Annotated in this window: 17 protein-coding genes; 15 read left to right on the forward strand and 2 right to left on the reverse strand. The window is 69.1% G+C overall.

Going from position 1 to position 16,136, the window contains the following annotated elements:
• Positions 1-144 precede the first annotated feature (144 nt).
• From ctaD to OUA97_RS17180, 11 genes are all read left to right on the forward strand, one after another.
• Complete coding sequence (gene ctaD, locus OUA97_RS17130) at positions 145-1,797, forward strand: cytochrome c oxidase subunit I (RefSeq protein WP_267233246.1); 1,653 nt, start codon at positions 145-147, stop codon at positions 1,795-1,797.
• Positions 1,798-1,877: 80 nt separating this feature from the next.
• Positions 1,878-2,849: a heme o synthase gene (gene cyoE, locus OUA97_RS17135; RefSeq protein ID WP_267233247.1), complete on the forward strand. Its 972-nt coding sequence runs from the start codon at positions 1,878-1,880 to the stop codon at positions 2,847-2,849.
• Positions 2,846-2,998: a hypothetical protein gene (locus OUA97_RS17140; protein WP_267233248.1), complete on the forward strand. Its 153-nt coding sequence runs from the start codon at positions 2,846-2,848 to the stop codon at positions 2,996-2,998. The genes cyoE and OUA97_RS17140 overlap by 4 nt, the downstream gene beginning before the upstream one ends.
• Complete coding sequence (locus OUA97_RS17145; RefSeq protein WP_267233249.1) at positions 2,979-3,617, forward strand: cytochrome c oxidase assembly protein; 639 nt, start codon at positions 2,979-2,981, stop codon at positions 3,615-3,617. Before OUA97_RS17140 ends, OUA97_RS17145 begins: the two co-directional genes overlap by 20 nt.
• A 74-nt stretch (positions 3,618-3,691) precedes the next feature.
• Entirely contained in the window at positions 3,692-4,564 is an 873-nt protein-coding gene (locus OUA97_RS17150; protein ID WP_267233250.1) for a cytochrome c oxidase subunit 3, read from the forward strand.
• 11 nt (positions 4,565-4,575) lie between these two features.
• The gene (locus OUA97_RS17155; protein ID WP_267233251.1) at positions 4,576-4,932 is read left to right on the forward strand and encodes a DUF983 domain-containing protein; all 357 of its coding nucleotides are present in this window, start codon (positions 4,576-4,578) and stop codon (positions 4,930-4,932) included.
• The gene (locus OUA97_RS17160; RefSeq protein WP_267233252.1) at positions 4,925-5,650 is read left to right on the forward strand and encodes an SURF1 family protein; all 726 of its coding nucleotides are present in this window, start codon (positions 4,925-4,927) and stop codon (positions 5,648-5,650) included. The genes OUA97_RS17155 and OUA97_RS17160 overlap by 8 nt, the downstream gene beginning before the upstream one ends.
• A complete protein-coding gene (gene thrC / locus OUA97_RS17165) occupies positions 5,650-7,044 on the forward strand; it encodes a threonine synthase (protein ID WP_267233253.1) in 1,395 nt (464 codons plus the stop codon). The genes OUA97_RS17160 and thrC overlap by 1 nt, the downstream gene beginning before the upstream one ends.
• Positions 7,019-8,308, forward strand: a complete 1,290-nt coding sequence (locus OUA97_RS17170; RefSeq protein WP_416362440.1) for a M16 family metallopeptidase — start codon at positions 7,019-7,021, stop codon at positions 8,306-8,308. The genes thrC and OUA97_RS17170 overlap by 26 nt, the downstream gene beginning before the upstream one ends.
• A gap of 46 nt (positions 8,309-8,354) precedes the next feature.
• Entirely contained in the window at positions 8,355-8,966 is a 612-nt protein-coding gene (locus tag OUA97_RS17175) for a GNAT family N-acetyltransferase (RefSeq protein WP_267233255.1), read from the forward strand.
• A gap of 59 nt (positions 8,967-9,025) precedes the next feature.
• Complete coding sequence (locus OUA97_RS17180) at positions 9,026-10,684, forward strand: putative bifunctional diguanylate cyclase/phosphodiesterase (RefSeq protein WP_267233256.1); 1,659 nt, start codon at positions 9,026-9,028, stop codon at positions 10,682-10,684.
• 6 nt (positions 10,685-10,690) lie between these two features.
• Here the strand turns inward: OUA97_RS17180 and OUA97_RS17185 are convergent, their stop codons facing one another.
• Positions 10,691-11,260 (reverse strand): YqgE/AlgH family protein, encoded by a 570-nt coding sequence (locus OUA97_RS17185; protein ID WP_267233257.1) that lies wholly within the window; start codon positions 11,258-11,260, stop codon positions 10,691-10,693.
• A 114-nt stretch (positions 11,261-11,374) separates the two neighbouring features.
• Here OUA97_RS17185 and OUA97_RS17190 point away from each other — a divergent pair, with 114 nt between their 5' ends.
• Positions 11,375-11,857, forward strand: coding sequence for a peroxiredoxin (locus OUA97_RS17190; protein WP_267233258.1), 483 nt, complete (start codon positions 11,375-11,377; stop codon positions 11,855-11,857).
• Between the two features lie 19 nt (positions 11,858-11,876).
• Here the strand turns inward: OUA97_RS17190 and OUA97_RS17195 are convergent, their stop codons facing one another.
• Positions 11,877-13,625, reverse strand: coding sequence for an acyl-CoA dehydrogenase (locus OUA97_RS17195; protein WP_267233259.1), 1,749 nt, complete (start codon positions 13,623-13,625; stop codon positions 11,877-11,879).
• A gap of 339 nt (positions 13,626-13,964) precedes the next feature.
• Between OUA97_RS17195 and OUA97_RS17200 the strand changes: the two genes are divergently transcribed.
• Genes OUA97_RS17200 through OUA97_RS17210 form a run of 3 tightly spaced genes read left to right on the forward strand, consistent with a single transcriptional unit; the run spans position 13,965 to position 16,136 of the window.
• Positions 13,965-14,738: a cytochrome b gene (locus tag OUA97_RS17200; protein WP_267233260.1), complete on the forward strand. Its 774-nt coding sequence runs from the start codon at positions 13,965-13,967 to the stop codon at positions 14,736-14,738.
• Complete coding sequence (locus tag OUA97_RS17205) at positions 14,653-15,240, forward strand: YceI family protein (RefSeq protein WP_267233261.1); 588 nt, start codon at positions 14,653-14,655, stop codon at positions 15,238-15,240. The genes OUA97_RS17200 and OUA97_RS17205 overlap by 86 nt, the downstream gene beginning before the upstream one ends.
• The gene (locus OUA97_RS17210) at positions 15,171-16,136 is read left to right on the forward strand and encodes an L-threonylcarbamoyladenylate synthase (RefSeq protein WP_267233262.1); all 966 of its coding nucleotides are present in this window, start codon (positions 15,171-15,173) and stop codon (positions 16,134-16,136) included. Before OUA97_RS17205 ends, OUA97_RS17210 begins: the two co-directional genes overlap by 70 nt.

Genomic DNA, 16,136 nt, shown 5'->3' on the forward strand with positions numbered 1-16,136 from the left:
GATTGGTGGTTCTGCGTGGTATCGGCGGCGGGGGTGTGGTCGGGGGTCGGGTTGTTGTGTTTTTTTGGTGGGAACACGGGGGGGCGTACGACCCGCCGCGCCCGCCGCGGCGCCGGCCGCGAAATGAGCCTAGGACATAGTAAGATGGCACAAGCCGCAGCTCACGATCACCACGAAGCCGAGCACAAGCCAGGCTTCATCGCGCGTTGGTTCTTCTCGACCAACCACAAGGACATCGGGACCCTCTACCTGCTGTTCGCCATCATGGCGGGCCTGGTCGGCGGCGCCCTCTCCGGCCTGATCCGCTGGGAGCTCGCCGAACCGGGCATCCAGATCTTCAAGGAAGGCTCCTCGATCCAGCTGTTCGGGCTGGTTGAGCAGTCGAAGCATGGCTACAACGCCGTGGTCACCGCGCACGCCCTGATCATGATCTTCTTCATGGTCATGCCGGCCATGATCGGCGGCTTCGGCAACTGGTTCGTGCCGCTGATGATCGGCGCGCCGGACATGGCCTTCCCGCGGATGAACAATATTTCGTTCTGGCTGCTGGTGGCCGCCTGGATCCTGCTGCTGGTGTCGATGTTCGTCGACGGCGGCCCGGGCAAGGGCTTCGGCGGCGGCTGGACGGCTTATCCGCCGCTCTCGACCACAGGGCACGCAGGTCCGTCGATGGACGCCGCTATCCTGGCGCTCCACCTCGCCGGCGCTTCGTCGATCCTCGGCGCCATCAACTTCATCACCACGATCTTCAACATGCGCGCGCCGGGCATGACCCTGCACCGCATGCCGCTGTTCGTGTGGTCGGTTCTGGTCACCGTCTTCCTGCTGCTGCTCTCGCTGCCCGTCCTGGCCGGCGCGATCACCATGCTGCTGACCGACCGTAACTTTAACACCCACTTCTTCGATGCGGCCGGCGGCGGCGACCCCGTCATGTACCAGCACCTGTTCTGGTTCTTCGGTCACCCGGAAGTGTACATCCTGATCCTGCCGGGCTTCGGCATCGTCAGCCACATCGTGTCGACCTTCTCGCGCAAGCCGGTGTTCGGCTATCTGGCCATGGCCTACGCCATGGTGGCCATCGGCTTCATCGGCTTCGTCGTGTGGGCCCACCACATGTACACCGTGGGCATGAGCATCAACCTGCGCGCCTACTTCGTGGCCGCCACGATGGTCATCGCGGTTCCCACCGGCGTGAAGATCTTCTCCTGGATCGCCACGATGTGGGGCGGTTCCATCGACTTCAAGACGCCGATGCTCTGGGCGATGGGCTTCATCTTCCTGTTCACCGTGGGCGGCGTCACCGGCGTGGTCCTGGCGAACGCCGGCATCGACTACACGCTGCACGACACCTACTACGTGGTCGCGCACTTCCACTACGTGCTGTCGCTGGGCGCCGTCTTCGCGATCTTCGCGGGCTTCTACTACTGGTTCGAGAAGATCTTCGGCGTGAAGTACCGCGAGTGGCTGGGCCAGCTGCACTTCTGGATCATGTTCGTCGGCGTGAACCTGATCTTCTTCCCGCAGCACTTCCTTGGCCTGCAAGGCATGCCGCGCCGCTACATCGACTATCCGGACGCGTTCACCCTCTGGAACCATGTGTCGTCGGTCGGCTACCTGGTGACCCTGGCTGCGGTCGGCGTCTTCCTGGTCGTCCTGCTCGACGCGATGATCTTCCGCCGCAAGGCCGAAGCCAATCCGTGGGGTGAAGGCGCGACGACGCTGGAGTGGACCCTGTCCTCGCCGCCGCCGTTCCACCAGTTCAACGAACTGCCGGTGGTCAAGCCGGACCTCCACTAGGTCCGGCTCCCAAAGACCTCTGTGGGGCGCGGGCTGGGACATTCCAGCGCGCGCCCTTCGGTCGTTTTGAGAGTATTGTGATGGCCATGTCGCCAGCCCTTCCACGCTCCAGCGCGCCCCCGCGGTGGCAGGACTACGTCCAGCTGCTGAAGCCGCGGGTCATGTCGCTGGTCATCTTCACCGCCATTACCGGGCTGGTCTGCGCCAACGCGCCGGTCAATCCGGTGCTGGCCGCGGTGGCGATCTTCTGCATCGCCGTCGGGGCCGGAGCGTCGGCCGCCTTCAACATGTGGTACGACGCCGACATCGACGCCAAGATGCGCCGCACGCGCGCGCGTCCGGTGCCGTCCGGCAAGGTGCAGGGCGCCGACGCCCTGGCCATGGGCGTGGTGCTGTCGCTGTTCTCTGTGATGCTGCTGGGCATGACCACCAACTGGCTGGCCGCCGGCCTGCTGGCCTTCACCATCTTCTTCTACGCCGTCGTCTATACGATGTGGCTGAAGCGCTCGACGCCGCAGAACATCGTCATCGGCGGCCTGGCTGGCGCGCTGCCGCCGGTGATCGGCTGGGCGGCGGCGACGGGAACTGCGCCGCTGAACGCCTGGCTGCTGTGCGCGATCATCTTCATGTGGACGCCGCCGCACTTCTGGGCGCTGTCGCTCTACACCAGCGAGGACTATCAGAAGGCCGGGGTGCCGATGATGCCGGTCACCGCGGGCGCGGCCTCGACCCGCAAGCAGATCCTGATCTACAGCCTGCTGTTCATCCCGCTGTGCATCGTGCCGGCCTTCACCGGTCTCGGCGGCATGACCTATTTGGCGGTCGCAGGCCTGGGCGGGCTGGTGTTCCTGGTTCTCGCCTGGCGCGTGTTCCGCAGCCGGGCGGGCGAGACCGGCGGCCAGCGCAACGATGACGGCCTCTACGACGTGAAGGCCAGCTCCAAGGATGCGCGCAACCTGTTCGCGTTCTCGATCCTCTACCTGACCCTTCTGTTCGCGACCCTGCTGGCCGAGCACCTGCTCGACCTGCCCGCCGTCGGAGTTTTCCAGTGAGCGAGCCCACCCCCGATCCGACCGTCGAAGCCCGCGCCCGGCGTGGCCGCAATATCGCATTGGCGTTGGGCCTGGTGCTGTTCGTCGTCCTGGTCTTCGTGGTGACCGTCGTGCGTCTGGGAGGCAGTGTTGCCCACCGGCCCTTCTAAGCCCGAACGCACGCCGCTGCAGAAGCGCAACCGCAAGGTCGCCCTGATCGCGGCCGGCGGCTTCGTGGCCATGGTCGGGGCGGCGTTCGCCTCGGTGCCGCTCTACAAGGCGTTCTGCCAGGTCACCGGCTTCGACGGCACCGTGCGCAAGGCCGACGCGGCGCCCGACAAGGCGCTCGATCGCAAGTTGACGATTCGCTTCGACGCCAACATCCGCGAGTTGCCGTGGACCTTCACGGCCGAGCAGGTCACCCAGGAAGTGAAGATCGGCCAGACCGGCCTGGCCTTCTTCAAGGTGACCAACAACAGCGACCAGCCGCAGACGGGCCGCGCGATCTACAACGTCGTGCCCGAATCGGCCGGCGCCTATTTCCAGAAGCTCGAGTGCTTCTGCTTCTCGGATCAGACGATTCCGGCGAAGACGACCATCGAATTCCCGGTCGTCTACTTCGTCGATCCGAAGTTTGCGGACGACTTCGAGACCAAGGGCAAGGGCGAAGTGACCTTGTCGTACACCTTCTTCCCGTCGGTGGAGGCCGCGCGCGCCGAGAAACGCGCCGACGCCACCGCGGCAAAGCACTCTTCCGCCCTTGGCGTTCCGGCCAAGGCGGGGCTATAGCACACGCGAATTGTCATTCGCCGGTCCGAGAGAGGGGCAGGCGTCTGTGAGATCTGAGAGGGGTTAGGACCGAAATGGCCCACGGCGAAGTTAAGCACGACTACCACCTGCTGCCGCCCAGCCCGTGGCCGCTGGTGGGCTCCGCCTCCGCGACCATCATGGCGCTCGGCCTGGTGATGTGGATGAAGGGCCTGTTCGGCGTCGAGAAGTCGCCGTGGCTGTTCCTGGCCGGCCTGGCCGGCGTCCTCTACACCATGTTCGGCTGGTGGTCGGACGTGATCAAGGAATCCAAGGCTGGCGACCACACGCCGGTCGTTTCGATCGGCCTGCGCTACGGCATGATCATGTTCATCGCTTCCGAAGTGATGTTCTTCGTCGCCTGGTTCTGGATCTTCTTCGAAATGGCCCTGTTCCACGGCCACCGGACCCTGTCCTCGATCGAGGAAGTCCGCGCCGCCTGGGCCACCTGGCCGCCGGCCGGCATCGAGACGGTTCCGGCCTGGAACCTGCCGCTCCTGAACACCCTGATCCTGCTGCTGTCGGGCACCACCGTGACCTGGGCGCACCACGCGCTGCAGCAAGGCGACCGCAAGGGCACGAAGATCGGTCTGGCGCTGACCATCGCGCTCGGCGCGATCTTCACCATGGTGCAGGTCTACGAGTACCACCACATCCTCGAGCACAAGTACTTCTTCGGCGGCGAGGGCGCGGAGAATTCGGGCCTCTACGGGTCGGCCTTCTTCATGGCCACCGGCTTCCACGGCTTCCACGTCCTCATCGGGACGATCTTCCTGGCCGTTTGCCTGATCCGCCTGCTGCGTGGCGGCATGACCCCGCAGAAGCACTTCGGCTTCGAAGCCGCCGCCTGGTACTGGCACTTCGTTGACGTCGTCTGGCTCTTCCTGTTCGCCTTCATCTACGTGGTGTTCGGCGGGGCGGGCCACTAGGGCCCGCCGATATGGACAGTCCCAATCCGCTGCTGGCGGGCCTCCGCGGCCGCTGCCCGAACTGTGGAGAGGGACGCCTGTTCCAAGGCTTCCTGACCGTAGCCCCCGCCTGCGAGCGGTGCGGCTACGATCTGGCCAAGGCGGACTCTGGAGATGGTCCCGCGGTCTTCGTGATCCTGATCGCGGGCTTCCTCTGCGCCTTCGCCCTGCTCTTCACCGAGCTGGCGTTCTCGCCCCCGATCTGGGTGCACATCGTCGTCTTTCTGCCCCTGACGCTGTTCGTCTGCCTCGGCCTGCTGAGGCCGCTGAAAGGCGTGCTGCTGGCCGCTCAGTTCGCCAACAAGGCTTCGGAAGCGCGCCATGACTGATCGCGCCGGGCGCTTTCCGGTCGGCTTGACGATCGCCGTCGCCATCTCCCTCGCCATACTGATCGGCCTCGGCAGCTGGCAGCTGCAGCGGCTGCACTGGAAAGAAGCCCTGCTGGCCCGCGTGGCGGCCCTGCAGGCGGCTCCCGCGACGAGCGGCGAAGCGGCGCTTGAACGGATGGCCGCCGGCGCCGACCTCGACTTCGCGCGGATCCGGCTGACGTGTCCGGGTCTGGCCAGCGCCCCCTATCTCGAGCTGTATTCGGTCCGCGAGGGTAAGGCCGGTTCGCGGCTGATCTCGGCCTGCCGCGTGGTCGGCGGCAGCTATCGGAGCATCCTGGTCGACCGCGGCTTCGTGCGCGACGACGTCTCCGCCCGGCCGCGGGTCAATGTCTCGGACCTGGCGCCCGTCGAGGTGGTCGGCGTGCTGCGAGTTCCCGAGGTCGGAAACCGGTTCAGTCCCGCCAACGACGTCGCCGCCAATCGTTGGTACGTCCGCGACGTGCCCGCCATGGCCCAGGCCCTGAAGGTCGATGCGCCCGCGCCGCTGTTCCTTATGGCCGAGACCTCGTCCAACCCCGATTGGCAGGCGCTGGACCCGGCCCCGCTGCCGGCCGAGATCTCCAACCGACACCTCGAATACGCCCTGACCTGGTTCGGCCTTGCCGCCGCCCTGGTCGGCGTCTATGCCGCCATGCTCTGGCGAACACGGAAGTCTTGATGCGGTACGTCTCTACGCGGGGGCAGTCGCCCTCGGTCGGCTTTGTCGATGCGGTCCTGGCGGGCCTGGCCCCGGACGGCGGGCTGTATGTCCCGCAGGAGTGGCCGAGCTTTACGCGGGACGAGATCGCCGCCTTCGCCGGCCGGCCCTACGCCGAGGTCGCCACCGCGGTGCTCGCCAAGTTCGTCGGCGACGAGATCGACGGCGAGACCCTCGCCGAGATGTGCGCCGAAGCCTATGCCAGCTTCACCCACGCCGCGGTCGTGCCGGTGCGCCAGATCGGCCCCGGCGGTTTCATCGCCGAACTGTTCCACGGTCCTAGCCTGGCCTTCAAAGACGTCGCCATGCAGTTGCTGGCCCGCCTGTCCGACCACGTGCTGGGCCAGCAGAAGCGCACCCAGACCATCCTCTGCGCCACGTCCGGCGACACCGGCGGGGCGGCGGTCGAGGCCTTCCGCGGCCGCGCCAACACCAAGATCGTCGTGATGTTCCCGGACGGCCGGATCTCCGAGGTCCAGCGCCGCTTCATGACCACGGCCGAGGAGGACAACGTCCGCTGCGTGGCCGTCGCCGGCGACTTCGACGACTGCCAGGCGATCCTCAAGACCTCGTTGTCCGACGCCTCGCTCAAGCAGTCGGTCGGCCTGTCGGCGGTCAACTCGATCAACTTCGCCCGCATCGTCGCCCAGAGCGTCTACTACTTCACCGCCGCCGTGGCGCTGGGCGCGCCGCATCGGCCGGTCTCGTTCGCTGTGCCGTCGGGCAACTTCGGCGACGGGTTCGCCGGCTATGTCGCCAAGCGCATGGGCCTGACCATCGACCGCATCATCGTGGCGACCAACTCCAACGACATCCTGGCGCGGGCCTTCGAAGACGGCCGTTACGTCCGCGGCGTCACCGCTCCGACCCAGTCGCCGGCCATGGACATCCAGTCGGCCTCGAACTTCGAGCGCCTGTACTTTGAATGCGTGCGCCGCGACGGCGTCGAGACCGCCCGCGCCTTCGCCGCCTTCGCCGAGACCGGCGGCGTCGACATCCCGCCTCAAGCACTGGCCGCCATGCGCGAGACCTTCACCGGCGTTGCGGTGGGCGAGGGCGACACCACCCGCACGATCGTCGCCACCCTGCGTGACGCCGGCGAACTGATCGATCCTCACACCGCCGTCGGCGTGTGCGGCATGCAGCGGGCCCGCGGAGTGACCACGGCCCCGATCGTGGTGCTCTCCACCGCCCATCCCGCCAAGTTCCCCGAGACGGTCGAGGCCGCCACCGGCGAGACCCCGGTGATGCCGCGAACCGCCGCGCATCTGGCCGGCAAGGCCGAGCGCTTCGACCGCCTGCCGGCTGACGCCGAGACAATCAAGGCCTATGTCAGGGCCTTTGCGGAAGGCTGAGGCTCTGCCCAACATCCATACCCTGAAGAACGGGGTCCGGGTCGTTTGCGACCCGATCGACGGTCTTGAGACCCTGGCGCTGTCGGTCGTCGCCGGCCGCGGCGCGCGATCCGAGGACGAGGCCCGCTCGGGCTGGTCGCATCTGCTCGAACACATGGTGTTCAAGGGCGCGGGCGATCGGTCGGCCCGCGATATCGTCGAGGTGATCGAGGCCGAGGGCGGCCAGATCAACGCTGCTACCGGCTATGAGCGCACCAGCTTCCAGATCCGCGCGCTCAAGGGCGGGTTGGATCTTGGCAGCGCCGTGGTCGCCGATCTCGTACTGCGTCCGACCATGGACGCCGGCGACCTCGCCCGCGAGATCCAGGTCGTCGGCCAGGAGATCGCCGAAGCGGCCGACACCCCCGATGACCACGTGTTCGAGATGGCCCAGGACGCGGCCTTTCACGGCCAGCCGCTGGGCCGGCCGATCCTCGGCACAGACGAGTCCATCGGCCGCGCCGACCCGGGCGCCTTGTCGGCTTGGCGCAGCGCGCTCTACGCCCCCGACGCCCTGGTGATCTGCGCTTCCGGCGCGGTGGACGAGGACGAGCTGCTGGCCCTGGCCGAACGCGACTTCGGCGGCGCGGCCGGGCAGGGCGCCAGCGAGCCGGCGGCGGCCGCCTTCGTCGGCGGCGTGCGCACCACGCCTAAGGCGCTGGAGCAGGCCAACCTGGTCTTCCTGCTGCCGGCGGTGGGCGTGCGCGAAGAGGCCTATTTCGCGCTGCGGCTCTACGCCGAGATCCTCGGCGGGGGCATGGCCTCGCGCCTGTTCCAGGAGGCCCGTGAGAAGCGCGGCCTGGCCTATGCGGTTGACGCCTATTCCGAGACCTATGCCGACACTGGCGTGCTCGGGGTGTTCGCCGGCTGCGCGGCCAAGGACGCGGTCGAACTGGCCAAGGTCGCGGCCGAGGAGATCAAGGGCATGGCCGCGGGCGTACAGGCCGCGGAACTCGCCCGCGCCAAGGCCCAGCTCAAGGCTTCGATGTTCATGGCGCGCGAGCAGCCGCTGTCGCGGGCCGAACAGGCCGCCGCCCAGGTGCTGCTGTTCGACCGCACCCTGCCGCCGGCCGAACTCGCCGCGCAGATCGACGCCGTCGAGGCAGCCGACATCGCCCGTCTGGGCGCGCAGATGCTGGCCCCCGGCGCGGCGGCCGCCAGCATCCTTGGCCCCAAGGGCGCGATGAAGGCCGGTGAGGCCTTCCATCGGGCGCTGTTCGGCTGATCTCAGACGGCTTGACGGATTCCGCGCATCCCGCGAGGTTCCGCCCATGGCCTTGTTGGACTGGATCGCGCCGGAAAGCGGACTTCGCATCGAGGGCGACGGCGTGCGCCTGCGTCCGCCCCGCGCCGCAGACTTCGCCGAGTGGCGCGAACTGCGCATGCAGTCCAAGGAATTCCTGCAGCCGTGGGAGCCGACCTGGCCGGCCGACGATCTGACCCGTGCGGCCTTCCGCCGCAGGCTCACCGCCTATGCGCGTGATCGCGAGGCGGGAACGGCCTATCCGTTCTTTGTCTTCCGTACGCGGGACGACGCCCTGACCGGCGGGATCACGCTATCGAACGTCAGGCGCGGCGTCGCCCAGATGGGCTCGATCGGCTACTGGTGCGGCCAACCCTTTGCCCGGCAAGGCCAAACCCTGGGGGCGGCGCGAGCCCTGACCGTCTTCGCCTTCCGCACGCTCGCCCTGCACCGGCTGGAGGCAGCCTGCCTGCCCAGCAACGAGCCGTCGCGCCGACTTCTCAACCGTGCCGGGTTTCGGGAAGAAGGTCTCGCCCAGGCTTATCTGAAAATTAACGGCGTCTGGCGCGATCATGTGTTGTTCGGCCTTGTGTCTCCCTTGCGGGCGCACGAGGGCCCGGACGAAGGAGTGTCTGTTTAGCGCTCGGCTGTCGTGGGCCGATCCGCTCTGCGGCGCGTTGGCCGGAATGTCTTGAGACGATGCCGAACGATCGTTGGAGCTGGGACGCAACCGCGACCTTGGAGGCGCTAGGCGCCGCCGATGTGGCCCTGTGGCTCTGGGAACCCGAAAAGGACCGCCTGCATCTGACCGGCGCTTCGCGCGCGCTGGGGCTGGGTCCGCTTGCGCCGGAATGTTCCTCGGCGGCCATGCGCGCCCTGGCCCTGCCGCCGGATCGGGCGCTGGCCGAGGACGTCCTGCGCGTCCAGGAACCGGGCACCGAAATTTCAGTTCGACTGCGCATGCGCGGCGGCGGCGTCTGCATCTGGCGCGGCGTGTGGCTGGAGGAAGGCCTGCGCGCCGCCGGGGTGGTTGCGCCGGAAGCCAAGTTCGCCGCCTCCGATCAGGACGGCCTGACCGGTCTGCTCGACCGCAAGAGTTTCGTCGCCCGCGCCCGCGAGCGCCTGGCCCATGCCGGCCAGCATGAGCTGGTGGTGGCCGACCTCGACCGCCTGCGCCGCCTGAACGAGGCGCTGGGCCACGAACGCGCCGACCTTGTGCTGGCCGCGCTTGGGTCGCGCCTGGCCGCCGCCTTCCCGCCGCACGCGCTGCTGGCGCGGGTCGGCGAGGACGAATTCGCGGTGCTGACCACGGTCAGCGACCAGCCGGCCGCCGAGACCTTGCGTCAGGCGCTGGAACAGCCTCTGCGGGTCGCTGGCTTCGACATCCACCCGACCCTGTCGATCGGCGCCGTCGAGGCCGTCGGGGGTGAAGATGCGCCGGAGGCCGCCGAACTGCTGCGCCGGGCCGAACTGGCGGTGGAAGCCGCCAAGAGCGGCGGGCGCAGCGGCGCGGCCGCCTATGGCCGCAGCCTGGAGAGCGACGGGCTATCCCGGCTGGCGTTGGAAAGCGACCTGCGCGGGGCGCTCGGCCGCAACGAGATCGTACCGTTCTACCAGCCCATCGTTCGGCTCTCGACCGGGGCGCTTTCGGGCTTCGAGGCGCTGGTCCGCTGGCGCCACCCGCGCCGCGGCCTGCTGACCCCCGATCAGTTCCTGCCGCTCTGCGAAGAGATGGGACTGATGAGCGAGCTCGGCGCGCTGATGATGCGCCAGGCCGCCGCCCAGCTCGCCCGCTGGCGGCAAGACCACCGCGCGGCCGGCGAACTGACCGTGGCGGTGAACCTTTCGACCGGCGAAATCGACCGCCCGGACCTGGTGTCCGACGTGCTGGAGATCCGGCGCGAGACGGGCCTGCCGCCCGGCGCGCTGAAGCTGGAAGTCACTGAAGGCGACGTCATGCGCGACCCGGACCGCGCGGCGATCATCCTGTACAAGCTGCGCGAGGCGGGCGCGGCCCTGGCGCTCGACGATTTCGGCACGGGCTTCTCGTCGCTCAGCTACCTGACCCGGCTGCCGTTCGACACCCTGAAGATCGACCGCTACTTCGTGCGCACCATGGCCACCAACGAGGGCTCGGCGAAGATCGTCTCGTCCGTGGTCAAGCTGGGCCAGGACCTGTCGCTGGAGGTGGTCGCCGAGGGTGTCGAGAACGCCCAGATGGCCCGCCAGCTGCTCTCGCTGGGCTGCGACTACGGCCAGGGCTTCGGCTACGCGCCGGCGCTCTCCCCGCAGGAGGCAGAGGTCTATCTCAACGAAAGCTATGTCGACGGCGCAGCGCCCGTGAAGGCGCGCGGCTAGGGCGCGCTAGGCTCGGCCAGCGGTCGAGGTCAGCAGGCTGGCGTCGACCCCGATCTTGGCCAGGGCGTTCGACCACTTGTGGGCATGGTCGGTCCCGAAGATCAGCGTCTCGTCCGGCTCGCAGGTCAGCCAGACGTTCTCGCGCAGCTCACGTTCCAACTGGCCCGGGCCCCAGCCGGCATAGCCGAGCGCCAGGGTCGAGCGACGCGGCGGATCGCCATGGCCGGCGATCGCCTCCAGCACCTCGCGGGTCGCGGTCAGCGAGACGCCGCAGCCGACGTGCAGGCTGTGCTCGCCGGCGGTGTAGTCGTCGGTGTGCAGGACGAAGCCGCGTTCTCGGTCCACCGGCCCGCCCAGCAGAACCAGTTCCGCCGGAATCTCGATGCTCGGCTTGACGTCTAGCCGGCCCAGCAGGTCGGGCAGGGTCAGGCCCTCGACCGGCCGGTTCACGGCGATGCCCATGGCGTGGCTCTCGTCGTGGGCGCAGATCAGCACCAAGGCGCGCTCAAAGCGCGGGTCGCCGATGCCGGGCATGGCGATCAGCATCTTGCCGGAAAGAAATTCGCCGTCTCCCATTCTCCGAATGTGACGCCGATCGCGCCGCTTTCAAGTCATCACGTTACACAAGGCCGTTGATGCCTGCGCCGGGGTCGCTATCTGGTGGGGCTGAGCTGATCAGGGAGACAGATCATGACCATCAAAGTCGGCGACAAGCTGCCCGCCGCCACCTTTTCCGCCGGGACCGCCGAAGGTCCCAAGCCGATGACGACGGACGAGATCTTCGCCGGGAAGAAGGTCGCGCTGTTCGCGGTTCCGGGAGCGTTCACCCCGACCTGCTCGGCCCGCCACCTGCCGGGCTTCAAGGACCACCTCGCCGACTTCAAGGCCAAGGGCGTGGACGCCATCGCCTGCGTGTCGGTCAACGACGCCTTCGTCATGAAGGCCTGGGGCGAGAGCCAGTCGGTGCTGGGCGACATCCTGATGCTGGGCGACGGCAACGGCGACTTCACCAAGGCGCTGGGCCTGGAGATGGACGCCTCGAAGTTCGGCATGGGCGTCCGCTCGCAGCGTTACTCGATGATCGTCGAGGACGGCGTCGTGAAGGAACTCAATGTCGAAGCGCCGGGCGAGTTCAAGGTCTCGGCCGCCGACTACATGCTGGCCCAGCTTTAAGGCCGCTTGGCTCTGGGCGTCAGGCGCCCAGAGCCTCAGCGCCGACGGCTTCGAGGTCGTCGGCGCCTTCCATGACCCCGGCCGCCAGGCCCGGGGCCTGGGCCAGGACCTGGCTGGCGAACACGCGGGCCAGGGCGGCCTTGCTCTTGCTCCAGGCGTCGTCGCCGCCGGCCACGGCCTGGGCCTGGCGGGCCAGCATCCAGCCGCCGACCACGTCGCCGGCCAGCTTCAGATAGGGCGTGGCGCCGGCCAGGGCGTTGGGGCCCTTGTTCTGCAGCACCCAGTCGGTGGCGCGCTCCAGCGCCGCCACCCCGGCTTCGAGATAGGCCGCGACGCCGCCGAGCGCGGGATCGCCCTGCAGCGCCTGGACCGTCTCGTGCATCTCGGCGCAGAGCGCGTCCATCACCGCCCCGTCCTGCATCGCGACCTTGCGGCCGATCAGGTCGATGGCCTGGATCCCGTTGGTGCCTTCGTAGATCGGGGCGATGCGGGCGTCGCGATAGTGTTGGGCCGCGCCGGTCTCCTCGATGAAGCCCATGCCGCCGTGCACCTGCACCCCCATCGAGGCGACCTCGACGCCGACGTCGGTCGACCAGGCCTTGGCGATTGGGGTCAGTAGCTCCTGGCGGGCCTTGGCGGTGGCGCGCTCGGCCTCGCTGGGCGCCAGGCGGGCCTGATCGGCCAGCACGCCTGTGGTCATGCAGATGCCGCGGGCGGCCTCGATCTTGGCCTTCATCAGCAGCAGCGAGCGGCGCACGTCGGGGTGGCCGTAGAGCGGGGCCGGGTATTCGGCCGACCATACCGCGCGGCCCTGCTTGCGCTCCTGGGCGAAGGCCAGTGCCTGCTGGAAGGCGCGCTCGGCGATGCCGACGCCCTGGACGCCGACCTGCAGCCGGGCGGCGTTCATCATGACGAACATATGGGCGATGCCGTTGTTGATCTCGCCGACCAGCTCGGCCTTGGCGCCCTCGAACAGCATCACGCAGGTGGGCGAGCCGTGGATGCCCAGCTTGTGCTCGATCGAGCCGGCGCGCAGGTCGTTGGCGATCCCCAGGGAGCCGTCGTCGAGGACCTCGCGCTTGGTCGCCAGGAACAGCGAGATGCCCTTCACGCCGGGCGGCGAGTCGGGCAGGCGGGCCAGCACCAGGTGGCAGATGTTGTCGGCCGCGTCGTGGTCGCCCCAGGTGATGAAAATCTTCTGGCCGTACAGGCGATAGCCGCCGTCGCCGTCGGGCTCGGCGCGCGTGGTGACGGCGGCGAGATCCGAGCCGGCCTGCGGCTCGGTCAGGTTCATCGTCCCGGTCCATTCGCCCGAGACCAGCTTGGGCAGCACCAGGGATTTCTGGCGCTCGGTGCCGTGCAGGTCGAGCGCCTCGATCGCGCCCTGGGTCAGCATCGGGCAGAGACCGAAGGCCATGTTCGAGGCGTGGACCATCTCGAACACCGCCAGCTCCATGGCCTTGGTCAGGCCCTGGCCGCCGTGCTCGGGGTCGGCCGACAGCGAGTTCCAGCCGCCGGCGACGAAGGCCTGGTAGGCGTCGGCGAAGCCGGGCGCGGCGATCACCGCGCCGTTCTCGTAGCGCGCGCCGACCTGGTCGCCCTGGCGGTTCAGGGGGGCGAGCTGGTCCTCGGTGAAGGCCCCGGCCGCTTCCAGCACGGCGGCGACCGTATCGTCATCGAGTTCGGCAAAGGCGCCGGATACCAGCGCCGGATGGCCGGCGATCTGCAGCGAGAGGGCGAGGTCACGGACGGGCGCGCGGTAGGACATGCTGAACTCCGATATGTCAGGCGTTCTTTAGGGGAGGTGCGGCGGCGCTCCAAGCGTTCACGAGTTGCGAAACGCAAGCCGTTGATTACGCGAGGGTTGAGCGTGCGACATCGGGCCGTCGCGCCGGCCACGGCCGGGGTCGCAGACCTTCTGTTGCAGCCGGCGGAACGGTGCGTTGCGGCGCGCGGCGCGGTTCGGGCTAGCCAGACCGGCCGGTCGGCCCATATGGGAATCTGGAACGCAACTGCGCCTTAGCGGCAGGTTTTCCAGGACGGCGTCCACGAACCTGCCAGAGGGTGCGGCGCGCTCGCCGTCGCTTCGAGTTAGAGTAGAGCGTCCATGTCCGAGCCCGCCCAGGCGCACGCCCGCTACAGCGCCGTCGCCATCGTCCTGCACTGGCTGATCGCCGCGGCCATCGTGTTCCAGATCATCATCGCCTGGCGGATGGGCGGCGGGCGGACCCCCGAGGGCTTCGCCCTCGTCCAGCTCCACAAGTCGATCGGGATCACCATCCTGCTGCTCAGCCTGCTGCGGCTGGCCTGGCGCCTGACCCACCGCCCGCCGCCGCTGCCGGCCGGCATGGCGACCTGGGAGAAGGCGCTGGCCAAGGTCGCGCACGTTGGGCTCTACCTGATCATGATCGGCCTGCCGATCACCGGTTGGATCATGGTCTCGGCGAGCCGGATCCAGGTGCCGACCCTGCTCTACGGCGTCATCCCCTGGCCGCACCTGCCGGGGCTCGCGCACCTGGCCGAGCCGGCCAAGCGCGCCTGGCACGGGTTCGGCGAAACCGGCCACGAGGTCCTGGCCTGGGGCGCCTATATCCTGGTCGCGCTGCACGTGGCCGGGGCGCTGAAGCACCAGCTGTTTAGCAAGCACGGCGCACATGGCCCCCGGAGCCCGGCCGGGCGCCTGGTTCGACCCGCGGCTGATCGCCATCGCGGCCGCCGCCCTGGCGACCGTCGCCGCCGGCTATGCCGTGCGGCCCGCGCCGCCGGCCAGCAAGCCCCTGCCGCCTCCGCCGCAGGTGGTCGCAGAGGCGCCGATCGAAGCGCCGCAAGCCGCCGCGCCGGCGGTCGTCGAAACCGCGCCCGCCGCGGAGACGCCGACTGAGGCGGCCGCGCCGGCCTGGAAGGTCGACGCCGGATCGACCCTGGGCTTTGCGACCGCCTGGGGCGGGGTGGCGATCGAGGGCCGTTTCGACCGCTGGAACGCCGACATCCTGTTCAGCCCCGACGCGCTCGACCGCTCCAAGGTCAGCGTCGGCATCGATCTGGCCTCGGCGGTCAGCGGCGATGCGCAGCGCGACGAGTCCCTGCAGGGCGCGGACTGGTTCGACACCGCCGAGCACCCGAAGGCGACCTTCACCGCCACCCGCTTCGAGAAGACCGGCGAGAACCGCTACGTCGCCCATGGAACGCTCGCCCTGCGCGGGGCGAGCCACCCGCTGCGGCTGCCGTTCACGCTCAAGATCGAGGGCGACAAGGCGCGCGTCAGCGGTGTAACCACGCTCGACCGCACGGCCTTTGGCGTCGGACAGGGCGAGTGGAAGAACACCGATCAAATTCCGGCCGAGGTGAAGGTCAGCGTCAACCTGACGGCGACGCGGCGCTAGACGCCGCGGTCCGGGCGCTGCGCGAGGGCCAGCTGGTCATCCTGCCGACCGAGACGGTCTACGGGCTGGCGGGCGACGCCGGCGATCCGCAGGCGGTGGCGGCGATCTTCGAGGCCAAGGGCCGGCCGAGCTTCAATCCGCTGATCTCGCACGTCGCCGACCTGGCGGGCGCCCAGAAGATCGCGGTCTTCGACGACCGCGCCCGGGCGCTGGCGCAGGCGTTTTGGCCCGGTCCCCTGACCCTGGTGCTGCCGGTCGCCGATCCTGTGGCGGTGAGCGACCTGGCCCGCGCCGGCCTCGACACCGTAGCGGTGCGCGTTCCGGCCCATCCGCTGGCCCGCGCGCTGCTGACGCGGTTCGGCGGGCCGGTGGTGGCGCCGTCGGCCAACCGCTCGGGGCGGCCCAGCCCCACCAACTACGCCGACGCCATGGAAGAGACGGGCGACAAGGTGGCGGCCGCGCTTGACGGCGGCCCCTGCGAGGTGGGCCTGGAATCGACGGTGGTCGCGCTGCTCGACCAGCCGCGGCTGCTGCGGCCCGGCTCGGTCACGCGCCAGCAGATCGAGGCGGTGATCGGCCCGCTGGCCGAGGCCGAGGCCGACGCCAAGCGCTCGCCCGGCCGGCTGGCCCGCCACTATTCGCCCAAGGCGCCGGTCCGGCTGAACGCCGACGCCCCGCAGCCGGGGGAGGCGTATCTGGCCTTCGGGCCCGGCGAGCATCGCTGGAACCTCAGCCCCACGGGCGACCTGCGCGAGGCCGCCGCGCGCCTGTTCGCCTATCTGCGCGACGCCGACCGCACAGATCCCGCGGCCATCGCCGTCGCCCCGATCCCGCACGAGGGGCTGGGCGAGGCGATCAACGACCGGCTGAAGCGCGCCGCCGGCTTCGTCGGCTAG

The organism is Phenylobacterium sp. 58.2.17 (assembly GCF_026411515.1).
GTDB lineage: Bacteria > Pseudomonadota > Alphaproteobacteria > Caulobacterales > Caulobacteraceae > Phenylobacterium.